The organism is Halomonas sp. SpR8, from assembly GCF_031010195.1.
In the GTDB taxonomy this organism is placed as follows: domain Bacteria; phylum Pseudomonadota; class Gammaproteobacteria; order Pseudomonadales; family Halomonadaceae; genus Vreelandella.
Genome location: NZ_JAUAMC010000007.1, coordinates 227350 through 240570 on the forward strand (window position 1 = coordinate 227350; position 13221 = coordinate 240570).

The 13221-nt window shown below is 52.9% G+C and carries 14 protein-coding genes and 2 tRNA genes; 11 read left to right on the forward strand and 5 right to left on the reverse strand.

Going from position 1 to position 13221, the window contains the following annotated elements; genetic code table 11:
* The first annotated feature begins 160 nt into the window (after positions 1-160).
* On the forward strand, positions 161-1537 hold the full coding sequence (locus QT230_RS15240; protein WP_308322834.1) for a class II fumarate hydratase: 1377 nt from the start codon (positions 161-163) through the stop codon (positions 1535-1537).
* A 25-nt stretch (positions 1538-1562) separates the two neighbouring features.
* On the opposite strand, the gene QT230_RS15245 is transcribed toward QT230_RS15240, so the two are convergent.
* Positions 1563-2633, reverse strand: coding sequence for an endonuclease/exonuclease/phosphatase family protein (locus tag QT230_RS15245; RefSeq protein WP_308322835.1), 1071 nt, complete (start codon positions 2631-2633; stop codon positions 1563-1565).
* Positions 2634-2835: 202 nt separating this feature from the next.
* Between QT230_RS15245 and QT230_RS15250 the strand changes: the two genes are divergently transcribed.
* Positions 2836-2912, forward strand: a tRNA-Val gene (locus tag QT230_RS15250).
* Between the two features lie 24 nt (positions 2913-2936).
* Positions 2937-3013, forward strand: a tRNA-Val gene (locus QT230_RS15255).
* Positions 3014-3079: 66 nt separating this feature from the next.
* On the opposite strand, the gene QT230_RS15260 is transcribed toward QT230_RS15255, so the two are convergent.
* From QT230_RS15260 to QT230_RS15275, 4 genes are all read right to left on the reverse strand, one after another.
* On the reverse strand, positions 3080-3553 hold the full coding sequence (locus QT230_RS15260) for a GAF domain-containing protein (RefSeq protein WP_308322836.1): 474 nt from the start codon (positions 3551-3553) through the stop codon (positions 3080-3082).
* Between the two features lie 118 nt (positions 3554-3671).
* Entirely contained in the window at positions 3672-4463 is a 792-nt protein-coding gene (locus QT230_RS15265) for a MetQ/NlpA family ABC transporter substrate-binding protein (RefSeq protein ID WP_008956223.1), read from the reverse strand.
* A gap of 105 nt (positions 4464-4568) precedes the next feature.
* Entirely contained in the window at positions 4569-5222 is a 654-nt protein-coding gene (locus tag QT230_RS15270) for a methionine ABC transporter permease (protein WP_308322837.1), read from the reverse strand.
* On the reverse strand, positions 5203-6261 hold the full coding sequence (locus tag QT230_RS15275; protein WP_308322838.1) for a methionine ABC transporter ATP-binding protein: 1059 nt from the start codon (positions 6259-6261) through the stop codon (positions 5203-5205). Before QT230_RS15275 ends, QT230_RS15270 begins: the two co-directional genes overlap by 20 nt.
* A gap of 315 nt (positions 6262-6576) precedes the next feature.
* Between QT230_RS15275 and QT230_RS15280 the strand changes: the two genes are divergently transcribed.
* The 8 genes from QT230_RS15280 (at position 6577) to mobB (ending at position 13178) form a co-directional block, all read left to right on the forward strand.
* Positions 6577-7206, forward strand: coding sequence for a riboflavin synthase subunit alpha (locus tag QT230_RS15280; protein ID WP_308322840.1), 630 nt, complete (start codon positions 6577-6579; stop codon positions 7204-7206).
* 237 nt (positions 7207-7443) lie between these two features.
* Positions 7444-8742 (forward strand): NCS2 family permease, encoded by a 1299-nt coding sequence (locus tag QT230_RS15285; RefSeq protein ID WP_308322842.1) that lies wholly within the window; start codon positions 7444-7446, stop codon positions 8740-8742.
* A gap of 54 nt (positions 8743-8796) precedes the next feature.
* Positions 8797-9342 carry an adenine phosphoribosyltransferase gene (locus tag QT230_RS15290; RefSeq protein ID WP_308322843.1) on the forward strand — a complete coding sequence of 182 codons (546 nt, stop codon included), beginning with the start codon at positions 8797-8799 and terminating at the stop codon, positions 9340-9342.
* Positions 9343-9348: 6 nt separating this feature from the next.
* Entirely contained in the window at positions 9349-9828 is a 480-nt protein-coding gene (gene gpt / locus QT230_RS15295) for a xanthine phosphoribosyltransferase (protein WP_308322844.1), read from the forward strand.
* Positions 9829-9830: 2 nt separating this feature from the next.
* Positions 9831-10514: a uracil-DNA glycosylase gene (gene ung, locus QT230_RS15300; RefSeq protein ID WP_308322845.1), complete on the forward strand. Its 684-nt coding sequence runs from the start codon at positions 9831-9833 to the stop codon at positions 10512-10514.
* A gap of 95 nt (positions 10515-10609) precedes the next feature.
* Positions 10610-11239: a uracil phosphoribosyltransferase gene (gene upp, locus QT230_RS15305; RefSeq protein WP_308322847.1), complete on the forward strand. Its 630-nt coding sequence runs from the start codon at positions 10610-10612 to the stop codon at positions 11237-11239.
* Between the two features lie 86 nt (positions 11240-11325).
* Complete coding sequence (locus QT230_RS15310; protein ID WP_308322848.1) at positions 11326-12558, forward strand: uracil-xanthine permease family protein; 1233 nt, start codon at positions 11326-11328, stop codon at positions 12556-12558.
* A 62-nt stretch (positions 12559-12620) separates the two neighbouring features.
* Positions 12621-13178, forward strand: coding sequence for a molybdopterin-guanine dinucleotide biosynthesis protein B (gene mobB, locus QT230_RS15315; protein WP_308322849.1), 558 nt, complete (start codon positions 12621-12623; stop codon positions 13176-13178).
* Positions 13179-13221: the final 43 nt, after the last annotated feature.

Genomic DNA, 13221 nt, shown 5'->3' on the forward strand with positions numbered 1-13221 from the left:
CTTTTTAAGCTATCTTGCGGTGCAGCATAGCAAGTCTTTTTGTGCAGCGCAACATTTTCGTTTAGTGCATTGTAATGGCGGTGGTTAACACCCATAACGAACGATATGGCGGTGCTGATCTCAAAGCCTTAACAGCCGCATTTTCAGAGGAGAGCAAGCAATGGCAACACGTATGGAACGCGACAGCATGGGTGAGCTAGCAGTACCTGAGGATGCGCTTTACGGAGCGCAGACGCAGCGGGCAATTAATAACTTTCCTGTTTCTCATTCGCCCATGCCCCCGGCCTTTATACACGCGGTTGCTCGTATCAAACTAGCGGCCGCGCGTGCCAATCAAGCGTTAGGAGAGCTCGATAGTGCGCGGGGTGAAGCTATTCAAAAAGCCGCCCGTGAAGTACTAACCGGCAAATACGACCAGCACTTCCCCATCGACGTATTTCAAACCGGTTCAGGCACCTCGACCAATATGAACGTTAATGAGGTATTGGCGACCTTAGCAAGCAGGGAGGGTGTAGACGTAACACCCAACGATCACGTCAATATGGGGCAGTCGAGTAATGATGTGATACCTACGGCAATTCATCTGTCAGCGGCCATCGCAGTGCATGAATCGCTGCGCCCAGCCCTTGTTCACCTGCGAGATACGGTTGATCAGCGTGCTAGCGAGCTAAGCCATGTGGTCAAAACAGGCCGCACACACTTAATGGACGCCATGCCGCTGCGAATGGATCAAGAGTTGGGCGCCTGGTCGAGCCAATTGAGCCAAGCGATTGAACGCTTCGATAGCACCATGAAAAGGCTTTGCCGTATAGCGCAGGGTGGAACGGCTGTAGGCACCGGTATAAATGCGCCCGCCGGATTTGCCGAGCGGGTGGCTCAAGAGCTAAGTGAGCAGACAGGGTTGATGTTCACTCCTAACGATAGTTTTTTTGCCAGCCTCTCTTCACAAGATGCCGCCGTAGAGCTTTCAGGGCAGTTAAAAGGTTTGGCGTGCGTGATTATGAAAATTGCCAATGACCTGCGCTGGATGAACTCGGGTCCGCTGGCTGGGTTGGGGGAGATAGAGCTTGAGGCGCTTCAGCCCGGCAGCTCTATTATGCCTGGAAAAGTGAATCCGGTTATCCCCGAGTCGGCTGCTCAGTCGGCTGCGCAAGTCATTGGCTTGGATACGGCGATTACCGTTGCCGGGCAAAGCGGCAATTTTCAATTGAACGTGATGCTGCCCTTGGTGGCGTCCAATTTATTGACATCGATTAGTTTGATGAGCAATACCTCAAGGCTGCTTGCAGATAGGGCGATTGCGACCTTTAAGGTGCGGGAGGATAACCTAAAAGGCCCGCTCGCTAAGAACCCCATTTTGGTCACGGCGCTAAATGGCGTCATTGGTTATAACGCTGCTGCCACCATTGCTAAAGAGGCCTATCAAGCAGGACGACCCATTATCGATGTCGCGGAGGAGAAGACCGAGCTTGATCGGGAAACGTTAGAGCGGCTACTCGATCCAGCCGTGTTAACCAAGGGAGGCATACCTGAGTAACGCGGCGAGGTCAGATAGTTGGCGCTTAGGTTTCTTGCTGCTCGGTTTTGCCTTCCTGAATCGTTTCGCTAGCCTCGCTACGCTCCTCGGCATCGGCTTCGGGCGTTTCATGCTCGTCTTTGCGCGAGGGGCGATAGCATAAGGTGGCCAAAATAGGGAAATGATCAGAGCCGAAATAGTTGAGCCGCTGCATGCCCACCAGGGTGAAGTGTTCGGTCACAAAGATGTGGTCCAGAGGCCAGCGCAACATGGGGTATTTGGCATGAAAGGTACTGTACAAGCCTCGCCCTTGACGAGGATCAAGCATACCGCCGATTCGGCAAAATAGCCGCGTAGTACGTGACCAGGCCACGTCATTGAGATCCCCGGCCACCAGCGTCGGCTGAGGGTCCTCGTGAATTTTTTTGCCCACCAATAACAGTTCGGCATCACGCCAAAGAGATTTCTCACTCTCACTGGGAGCCGGCGGGCGGGGATGAAGCGCATAAAAACGAATACTTTCACCGTTGGCAAGCGTTACCCGGGTATGGATGGACGGGATATCATCCTGAATTAGCCACTCCACCGAGGTGTCCGTTAGTTCCAAATGTGAGTAGAGATGCATGCCGTAAAGATTGTCTAACGGGATTTTAACGCTATTGGGCCACTGCTCAGCCAGGGCGGGATCTAACTGGCCTTGCCACCACTGATCAGACTCAAGCGTCAGCACGATGTCCGGCTTGTGCTGCTTGATCATATCGATCAGCGGCTGTGACTGGCGGTTGGGGGTTAGCACATTGGCAATAAGCAGCGTGATGGTTTTATTTGGGTCGTTACTCTCGGCGGACTGAACCTGTACCGGCCACAGCCGTGTCCAGGGCAGAATGTAATAGCATTGAATGATTAACGTGATGCCTGCGGCGAGAAAAGCGCTCCATAGCCATGGGCCAGGCTCGACAAAGATGGCCGTGAGCACCCCGGTGATTAGCGCCAAGCTAGCGATTTGTAGGCGTGGAAATTCAAAACTGCGAATCCACCACCAGTGTAATTCGATGCGCGCAATGATCGTCGCTAACAGTAGTGCAATGGCTATGCATCCTAGCAAAATGCCCAGCATGGCTTATCTCCCTATAGATACCACCAAAACAGTGAAGCGCTTAGACTAGCGCTATAAGGATATAAGTGTCGAATTACCCGGCAATTTATAATCGTGTAGTTTCGCTAGCGAGAGAGGGTTTGCAAAGGAAAATAGCTTGCAATTCAGTGATGAGGGCGTAAAATACGCATCCGTTGCTAGGCATGCTTGCGAATAAAGAAATAGGACCATAGCTCAGTTGGTTAGAGCGCCACGTTGACATCGTGGAGGTCGGCGGTTCAAATCCGCCTGGTCCTACCAGCCTTTAAGACAACACCTCTTTTTAGGACCATAGCTCAGTTGGTTAGAGCGCCACGTTGACATCGTGGAGGTCGGCGGTTCAAATCCGCCTGGTCCTACCAGCTGTTATCAAAAACACCTCGGGTATTGCTGCCCGGGGTGTTTTTGTGTGGGGATTATTAAGATGCTCATCTAGAAGCAGGCAGATCGGTTTGTGCAATAAAAGTTGCCACCAACGATTCAATACCGGCTTGATCTTGTTCTGTGAAGCGCGATTGAAGAGGGCTATCCAAGTCGAGAACCCCCCATAAATAGCCATTCACCACGATTGGAACCACCAGTTCGGAGCGGGAATTGGCATCACAGGCAATGTGGTCGGCCACGGCATGTACATCGTCTACTCGCTGGGTGGTTTGCTGACGCGCTGCGGCGCCGCATACGCCTTTACTAAAGGGAATAGGGTGGCAGGCAGGTTGCCCCTGGAATGGCCCTAAGCCCAGCATCTCTGGCTGGCGCTGAAGATAAAAACCGACCCAGTTGAGGTCGCTAATCTGCTGGTGAATAAAAGCGCAGGTTTGGGCGCTGTTAGTCAGCCAGTCCCGCGTGTCGAGTAGCGCTTCGAGCTGTCGATTGAGGAGGAGATAGTCAACACTGGTTTGCATGGGATGCTCCGTTTCTACTAACGCAACAGGCCGACACTTTTGCATGGCAGTTACCTATGCGTGTCGGCCTGATGTTATTTAAGTATAGCTACTTCTAAGTTATAGCTACTTCGCGGTATTACTCGGTCCAACCAGGAACGGCGGCACCTTTGAACAGTTCTTCGGCTTTTTCAATCACTTCGTCGCGCTGATAAGCGTCGACCAACTGGCGAATCTCTTCGCGCTCTTCATCACCACCACGCACGGCGATCAGGTTGACGTAAGGGGACTCGGGACCCTCTTTGATCAACGCATCATCCAGACTTAAGCCTGCTGGCTGCGCGAATGTATTGTTGATGAACGCCATGTCGACATCGGGCAGTACGCGAGGAAGTTGAGCCGCTTCAATTTCGCGGAAGCGGAAGTCGCGAGGGTTTTCAGCGATGTCGATAGGGGTGGATTCGAGAAATTCGGGATCGTTAAGGGTGATCAGGCCCTCGTTGTGCATCAAAATCAGCGCACGACCTTCGTTGGAAGGGTCGTTGGGTAGGGCGATTTGGGCACCGTCGGGCAGATCGTCAATGCTGTCGTATTTCTCGGAGTAGGCACCAATCGGGTAAACGAAGGTGTAGCCAGCAATGGCTAAGTCGTAGCCACGGTCTTCAACCATCGACTGCAAGTAGGGTTCATGCTGATAAGCGTTGGCGTCTAGGCTGCCATCGGCCAGGGCGGCATTAGGGGTGACGTAATCGGTAAACTCTATGATTTCGACATCCAGATCGTACTCTTCTTTAGCGATACGCGCCGCGACTTCCATTACTTCGGTTTCTGGGCCCGCCACGGTGCCCATTTTGATGCTACGCGTTTCAGCGTTAGCGACGTTAACCGCCAGGGCGAGCGCCGTAAGGCTACCAATAATCAGTTTTTGCATGAAGGTTCTCCAATTGCGTTGAGCGTTAATGGTGCAATGATGCGGCAATAAAAAACGGTTGTCTAATGCGATTTGGTTATATTGATTTATTGAGCTTTTAAACGACTATTTGCGATCACTTTTGCGAACCAGGTAGTCGCCCAAGCTTTGAAAACCTTGCACCATCACCACCAGAATTACGACCGTAATCAGCATAATGGTCGGGTTAAAACGGTTATAGCCGTAGCGAATACCTAAGTCGCCCAGACCGCCGCCGCCAACAGCACCGGCCATAGCAGAGTAGCTGACCAGCGTGACCACGGTAATGGTTAAGCCAGTCATAATTCCGCCGCGTGCTTCTGGAATCAGTACTTTGCAAATGATTTGCCAAGGTGTTGCGCCCATTGAGTGAGCGGCTTCGATTAATCCGGGCGAAATCTCGTTAAGCGCGGCCTCGACTAGCCGCGCGACGAAGGGAATCGCGGCAATGGTCAGCGGTACCGACGCGGCGTTAATACCAATCGAAGTTCCCACCAGCATGCGCGTGAAGGGGATGATTGCCACCATCAGAATAATAAACGGGATAGAGCGGCCAACGTTGGTCACAATGCTGAGCACTTGGTTGAGCACTGGCTTTGCCAATATTTGCCGTGGGCGGGTGACATACAGCAACACTCCAAGCGGTAGCCCGACAAGCGTCGAAATAAGCCCTGAGACAGCCACCATATAAAGAGTGTCCAGCGTGGCTTGTAAAATAAGATCAATCATTGCGCTGGACATGGCCGAGTACCTCTACCTGTAGTTGATGAGATTCAAGATAGGTCATGGCTTGCTGGGTTTGTTCCGGCGTACCTAGTAGTTCTGCGATCATTAATCCCAGGGTGCGCTCCTGAATCGACTCTACTTTTGCTTGCAGAATGCTGACATCGACCCCGCATTCACGAGCAAGCCGCGAAATCAGCGGGGTTGACACCGCGTCGCCTGAGAATGTTAATCGCACCACAGGGTGGGTGCTTTCGCCCGGTACATCAACGAGCCTCTCCATAAGCTCTTTGGGCGGCGTTAGCTGTAGGAAGTCATTAAGAAATTCACGGCCAAGCTGGGTGCGGGGAGCGGTGAAGAAGTCGCCCACCTCCGAGTCCTCAACCAGTTCGCCGTCAGAGATCAGGCTGACCCGGTGACAAATTGATTTAACGACTTCCATCTCGTGAGTGATCAACAAAATGGTAATGCCCAGCTTGTGATTGATGTCGCGCAGCAGCTCAAGTATTGAGCCGGTGGTCTGGGGGTCGAGTGCGGAGGTTGCCTCATCGCACAGCAGTACCTGCGGCTTACTGGCTAGCGCCCTGGCAATCGCAACGCGCTGCTTTTGACCGCCGGAAAGCTGAGCAGGGTACTGATTGGCCTTATCGGCAAGGCCCACCATCTCCAATAGCGGAATCACGCGTTCACGAATGGTATGGCGCTTCTGGCCCATTAGCTCAAGCGGTAAGGCAACGTTGTCGAATACTGTGCGCGTGGTCAGCAAATTGAAATGCTGGAAAATCATGCCAATACGGTGGCGGGCCCGATTTAGCGCGGCGTTACTCAAGCGCGTCATTTCTTGGCCATCAACCGTCACGCTGCCACTCGTGGGCCGCTCTAATAAATTAACGCAGCGAATAAGCGTCGATTTGCCCGCGCCAGAAAGGCCAATTACGCCATGAATGGTGCCTTTAGGTACGCTGAGGTTGGCGTTTTTAAGCGCATGGACAGCATTTGAGTCGCTGCCCTTGGAGCTACTAAAATAGGTTTTACTGACGTTGCTGAGTTCTATCATAGCGTCTGCCTTACTGGTAGGCCGAAGACGAAGTGCGGGAGAGTAGGAGCAGGCGTAGAGCGGGGATAAGAAAGCCACCCTCGTGGGTGGCCATCAACGCTGGACACACCCTTTTAGCTGCACTTCACTAGGCTGCTGGCCTGGTGGACGCCCGCAAGATGGGTACAAATCGGCGTCGTTAAATTTGCGCCAAAAGTCTAAAGATAGGCGACTTGCATGTCAATTGGCAACGAGGTGGCTGCACAAAGATAAGGCACCAGTAGTAAGCTGGCGGATTACATCCATTATTTTTACGAGTTTAAGGAGCAGGGCGCTATGTTTACTGGCATTGTACAAGGAGTGGCCAAAGTAGTGGCGGTGCGTGAGTTGGAGGATTTTCGCGTACACGTGGTGGAAATGCCTCCCTCAATGCGTGAAGGGCTTGAGATAGGTGCATCGGTTGCTCATAACGGTGTGTGCCTGACGGTGACAGCGATTGAAGGCGATAATGTCAGCTTTGATTTAATGCGTGAAACGCTGCGTTTGACTAATCTTGGTGCAGTCACTCAAGGTCAATGCGTCAATATAGAGCGCGCTGCGCGCTTTGGTGACGAAATTGGCGGCCACGCAATGTCGGGCCACATTATTTCAATGGCGGACGTAGTCGCGATTGAAGAGGCTCCCCATAATCGTCGGCTGTGGTTTTCTCTACCGGAAAGGCTAGGCCGGTTTGTGTTTGAAAAAGGCTACATCGGGGTGGATGGGATTAGCCTGACCATCGGCGATGTGCGTCCAGCGGAGGGCGGTGTCGAGTTTAGTGTCAATTTAATTCCTGAAACGTTGTCGCGTACCACGCTGCAAAACCGCGTGCCTGGAGACCAAGTCAATATTGAAATTGATCCGCAAACCCAGGTAATCGTTGAAACCGTTGAGCGCGTTCTTGCTCAGCAAAGCGGGGCCCAATAAAAGTGGACGAACCGTATCAATAAGTAGATTTATTTACCTTGCGTTGACCAATCGGTTAGGTCATGGCCTAAAGATTGCTTTGCATTATGCAGCGGGGCTGTTCCCGCTTACATTGGTCGCCACGCTGAAGCGCTCGCAACTCCAGGTGCCTTTAGGTAGTATGTGCGGCTTTTCTCAGCACCAAAACGCGCGCACTGATGCAGCCATGCGGCGTTAGCGCTAAGGATAAGAAACGCTATGAAACTTCTGGATAACTATTTCAAGCTCTCTGAACACAAAACCAGTGTGAAGACAGAAGTTATCGCAGGGATCACCACTTTCCTGACGATGGCCTACATTATTTTCGTTAACCCGAGCATCCTTTCTGAAGCCGGAATGGACTACGGTGCGGTATTCGTAGCAACCTGCTTGGCTGCGGCGATTGGCTGCTTTGTAATGGGGCTGTGGGCCAACTACCCTATTGCCCAAGCGCCGGGAATGGGCTTAAACGCCTTTTTCACCTACGGCGTGGTGTTGGGGATGGGCTATACCTGGGAGGCAGCGTTAGGGGCGGTCTTCTTCTCTGGTTTAACCTTCTTCTTGCTCAGTATTTTTAAAGTTCGCGAGTGGATCATCAATTCTATACCCATGACGTTACGGTTGGGTATTGCCGCCGGTATCGGTCTGTTCCTGGCGATGATCGCGTTGAAAAACGCCGGTATTGTGGTTGCCAATCAGGCTACCTACGTGACGCTTGGGGATCTGTCTCAGCCGCCGGCTATTTATGCGCTGCTAGGCTTCTTTGTGATTACCGCGCTTTCTTACTTGCGTGTTACCGGTGCGGTGATGATCGGCATTTTAGGGATTACCGTGATCGCGATGGTGCTTGGTCATAACGAGTATGGTGGCCTGATGTCGATGCCACCCTCTATTGCCCCTACCTTTATGGCGATGGATTTAATGGGCGCGCTGGACATAGCGATGCTCAGCGTGATTTTTGCTTTCCTGTTTGTGGATCTATTCGATACCTCTGGCACGCTGGTCGGTGTTGCCCATCGAGGTAAACTGCTCGATAAAGATGGTAAGTTACCGCGCCTAGGGCGTGCCATGATGGCAGACAGCACGGCCTCCATGGCAGGTGCCGCGTTGGGTACCTCAACGACGACCAGCTATATTGAATCAACGGCAGGTATCGCATCGGGCGGCCGTACTGGGTTAACCGCGGTGGTCGTTGGCGGTATGTTCCTGTTCAGTCTATTCTTCGCGCCGTTGGCAGGCTCTATTCCCGCCTATGCGACGGCTGGTGCGCTGCTGTATGTGGCGGTGCTGATGGCAGGCAGTTTGGCGCATGCTAATTGGGAAGACCCCACCGATGCCGCTCCGGTGCTGATTGCCGCTTTGGCGATGCCGCTAACGTTCTCGATTGCTGAGGGGATTGCGCTAGGCTTTATTAGCTATGTTGCGATCAAGGCCTTATCAGGCCGTTTCAGCGACCTAAACCCGGCGGTAATTATCTTGGCATTGTTGTTTGCAGCAAGGTACCTATTCTTGGTCTGATCGGCTTTATGCCGTTTTTACTGCTTAACTTTTTACTACTCAATGAGAGACGCGATGAGCATCTACGGCGATTACATTAAGTCCGTTATTCGCACGGTTCCAGACTGGCCTGAGCAGGGCGTGAATTTCCGTGATATCACCCCTTTGCTGCAAAATAGCGCTGCCTTTCGCAAGCTGATTGATAGCTTCGTGCACCGCTACCAGGAGATGGACCTAGATGCCATCGCGGCTATTGATGCACGGGGGTTTATCATTGGCGCGCCGTTGGCTTATGAGTTGGGATGTAGCTTTGTGCCCGTTCGCAAGAAGGGCAAGCTGCCCTTTAAAACTATCAGCGAGACCTACACGCTGGAGTATGGGCATTCTGAGGTTGAGCTTCACTCCGACGCTTTTCAGAAAGATGACCGCATTTTGCTAATGGATGATTTGATTGCCACCGGCGGCACGATGCTGGCAGCGGCTAATCTTATACAGCGCAGCGGCGGTCAAGTCGTCGAAACGGCCACTATTATTGATCTGCCTGAGCTAGGCGGTTCGAAGAGAATTCGCGATGCTGGCTACAGTGTTTTTGCCGTTTGTTCTTTCACTGAAGACGAGTAACTCTCCATGAGTAGCGATCGCTATCACCAACACTTCACTGTCTCCTGGGATCAGTTACACCGTGACGTGCGCACCCTTTGCCACCAGATGATTGAGCGCGACTTTAAAGGCATCGTCGCGATTACCCGTGGTGGGTTAATCCCCGCTGCGCTGATTGCCCGTGAACTCAACATCCGACTGATCGATACGGTATGCATTAAAAGCTATGACCATATGGATCAAGGTGGCCTGGATATTATGAAGGGCGTCGATCATGACGGCGACGGTTGGCTACTGGTCGATGACTTGGTGGATACCGGCAAAACGGCGCGGGCAGTTCGCAAAATGCTGCCTAAAGCTCACTTTGTGACGATTTACGCCAAGCCAGATGGTCGTCCGTTGGTGGATCAATATCTGACAGAAGTCGCTCAGCAGTGCTGGATTCAGTTTCCCTGGGACATGGGCGTTGCCTACGTTGAGCCGCTTGTCGATCAAATAAAGAGGTAATGATGGCCAATCCACTTCCGGAAGGTTGGAGTCAGTGGCTGGGTAATGAGTTTCAGGCTGACTATATGCTGTCGTTAAAAGCGTTTTTAGCGCAGCAAAAAGCAGCCAAAAAAATTATTTACCCGCACTCCTCACAGTGGTTTCGTGCCTTTGAGCTGACGCCGCTGAGCGAAGTGAAGGTGGTCATTCTAGGGCAGGATCCTTATCACGGCCCGAATCAGGCCCATGGGCTGTGCTTTTCCGTACAGCCAGGGGTTCCCGTTCCTCCATCACTGGTCAATATCTATAAAGAGTTGGCCACCGATGTCGGTTTTACGCCTGTGCGTCACGGCCATTTGGAAGCGTGGGCAAAGCAGGGCGTGCTGCTATTAAACACCTCGCTGACCGTGGAGCAGGGCAACGCGGCGTCGCATCGGGGAAAAGGGTGGGAGCCGTTCACGGATCGCGCGATCGAAACCGTCAGCCAGCACGCGCCGCCGTGTGTGTTCTTATTGTGGGGCAGCCATGCGCGCCAGAAGAAGGCATTGATTGACCAGGATCGTCATTTGATTCTCGAAGCGCCGCACCCTTCTCCGCTCTCCGCACATCGGGGTTTTTTTGGTACCCGACATTTTTCCCAGGCAAATCAATTCTTACAAGCGCAGGGAAGAACTCCAATCGAGTGGCAATTGCCGCAAACCCCTTAACCTCGTAAGGGGTTTGCGGGTAGAATATGGCCAATTTTGCGCCTAGTGTTACACCCCAGGTTGCTATTCTGAATCCCCTGCAGTGAGGAAGTCCCATGAGTGTTTACGCCATAAACCATCCGCTTGTTCAACATAAGCTGGGACTGATGCGCGAGGCTGATCTGAGCACTAAGAGCTTCCGTGAGCTGGCAGGTGAAGTCGCCAAGCTGTTGACCTATGAAGCCACTAAAGGCCTAGAGCTTGAAGATCATGAAATTCAGGGTTGGAACGGCGAGCCAATTGCGACCCGTCGGCTGAAGGGTAAAAAAGTCACGGTCGTGCCGATTTTGCGTGCAGGGCTTGGCATGCTGGAAGGGGTCACTGATCTGATACCCAGTGCGCGGGTTAGCGTTGTGGGCCTGTACCGTGACGAAGAGACCCTTCAGCCGGTGCCTTATTTCGCCAAGTTTGCCAACGATATTGAAGAGCGTATGGCGATTGTGATTGATCCCATGCTGGCCACTGGCGGCTCCATGGTAGCCACGCTCGATATGCTGCGTGAGCGCGGCTGTGAAAGCATGAAGGTCATTGTGTTGGTGGCGGCGCCTGAAGGGATTAAACGAGTGCAGGAAGCGTATCCCGATATCGAAATTTATACCGCTTCAGTCGATGACTGCCTCGATGAAAATGGCTACATCGTCCCCGGGTTGGGTGACGCCGGTGATAAGATTTTTGGAACGCGTTAAGCGTCCTCCACTACATTGCCCCTTACGCTTCGCGTTAGGGGCATTTTTTTGCTCCCTTGCTCACCCTCAAACCTCAGGAGTTCCCAATGAGTGAAGCTGCCAGCCAGGCTGAGTCTTGGCCAAAAGTACTGCTAACCGGAGCACAAATGCTGTTCGTCGCGTTTGGTGCCTTGGTGTTAGTACCACTTTTGACCGGGCTTGACCCTAGCGTTGCGCTGTTTACGGCCGGCGTGGGCACGCTGGTGTTTCACGGGGTTACCAAGCAAAGCGTGCCGGTGTTTTTGGCCTCGTCGTTTGCTTTTATTGCGCCCATTCAAGGCTCGGTGGCGAGCTTCGGCGTGCCGGCCACAATGGGCGGATTAATGGCAGCGGGGCTGGTATACATTGCGATCTCTCAGGCAGTGCGGTTAAAAGGTACTGCCTGGCTGCACCGTTTATTGCCTGCCGTCGTAGTGGGGCCGGTTATTATGGTGATTGGTTTGGCGCTGGCGCCTGTGGCGGTGAGCATGGCGACTGGTGAAACCAGTGACAATATTGGCTACGGTGCGGCAATTTTCTTATCCATGACCAGTTTGATCGTGACGTTAGCACTCGCGGTATTTGGACGTGGATTGCTTCGCTTGGTGCCCATTATCGGCGGCATCGTCACCGGCTATTGTTTAGCGCTACTGATGGGCGTTGTGGACTTTAGCCCGGTGCACGGGGCGGCGTGGCTATCGGTGCCAACCTTTACGGCACCCAGTTTTCACTGGGCCGCTATTCTGTTTATGATTCCGGTTGCTATCGCCCCGGCGGTTGAGCACATTGGTGATATGGTCGCGATTGGCTCGGTAACCCGCAAAAATTACCTGGAAAAGCCCGGCCTTCACCGCACCCTGTTGGGCGATGGGTTGGCGACCAGTGTCGCGGCCCTGTTCGGCGGCCCGCCGAACACTACCTATTCAGAAGTCACTGGCGCGGTAACCCTGACCCGCGCGTTTAATCCCAAATATATGATCGTAGCCGCGATTATCGCCATTATATTGGCGTTTGTGTCTAAGCTTGGCGCGTTGTTGCAGACTATTCCCGGCCCAGTCATGGGTGGCATTATGACGCTCTTGTTTGGCTCAATAGCGGTGGTCGGTATGAACACCCTGGTGCACGCAGGGCAGTCGCTGACGGCGCCGCGCAATTTAGTCGTCGTTTCACTCATACTGGTGTTCGGGATTGGCGGTATGCAGTTTGGTGGTGGTCAGTTTACCCTGCAAGGTGTCAGTCTGGCTGCCTTGGTGGGCATAGCGCTGAACTGGCTATTACCCCGCGAGCAAGAGGGCGAGTAGCGTCATCGCCTGTAACGCAGTTAGAGCAGTCGCGTTTAGTGATATTCAGGAGTCTTGGCCGCATGGAAAAAGAACTAACTGCATCCTTTCCCATACTAGGGATTGCTGCGTGGAGCGGCACTGGCAAAACGACGCTGCTTGAGAAACTGTTACCGCAGCTTGGCGAGCTTGGGTTGAAAGTGGCGGTGATCAAGCATGCTCACCACTCATTTGAAGTGGATCAGCCTGGCAAAGATAGTTATAAGCTACGCAGTGCTGGGGCAGCGCCGGTGCTGGTAGCCTCCCGTCAGCGGTTCGCGCTCATGCAGGAAACCCCCGGTCAGGATGAGCCTGATTTAGCCCAGTTGATTGCCATGATGACACCGCACCATCCTGATCTGGTGATTGTCGAAGGCTTTAAGGCGTCGCCGATACCCAAGCTGGTGCTTTACCGTAATGGCATTGGTGACGCAACTATCTTAACCGGACCGTGGGTAGAAGCCGTCGCGCTAAGTGCGTCTGCGCCCATTGAATTAGCCGACTCGGTGGTTCAGTTGAATCTCGACGATAGCCAAGCGATTGCCGATTGGATAGCCATTTGGGTGAACGCGAAAAATAACATGCTTGGTTTAAGAAACTAGCTTTCAAGCTCTTTGTCTTCAAGCTCTATGCCTTCAAAACAGA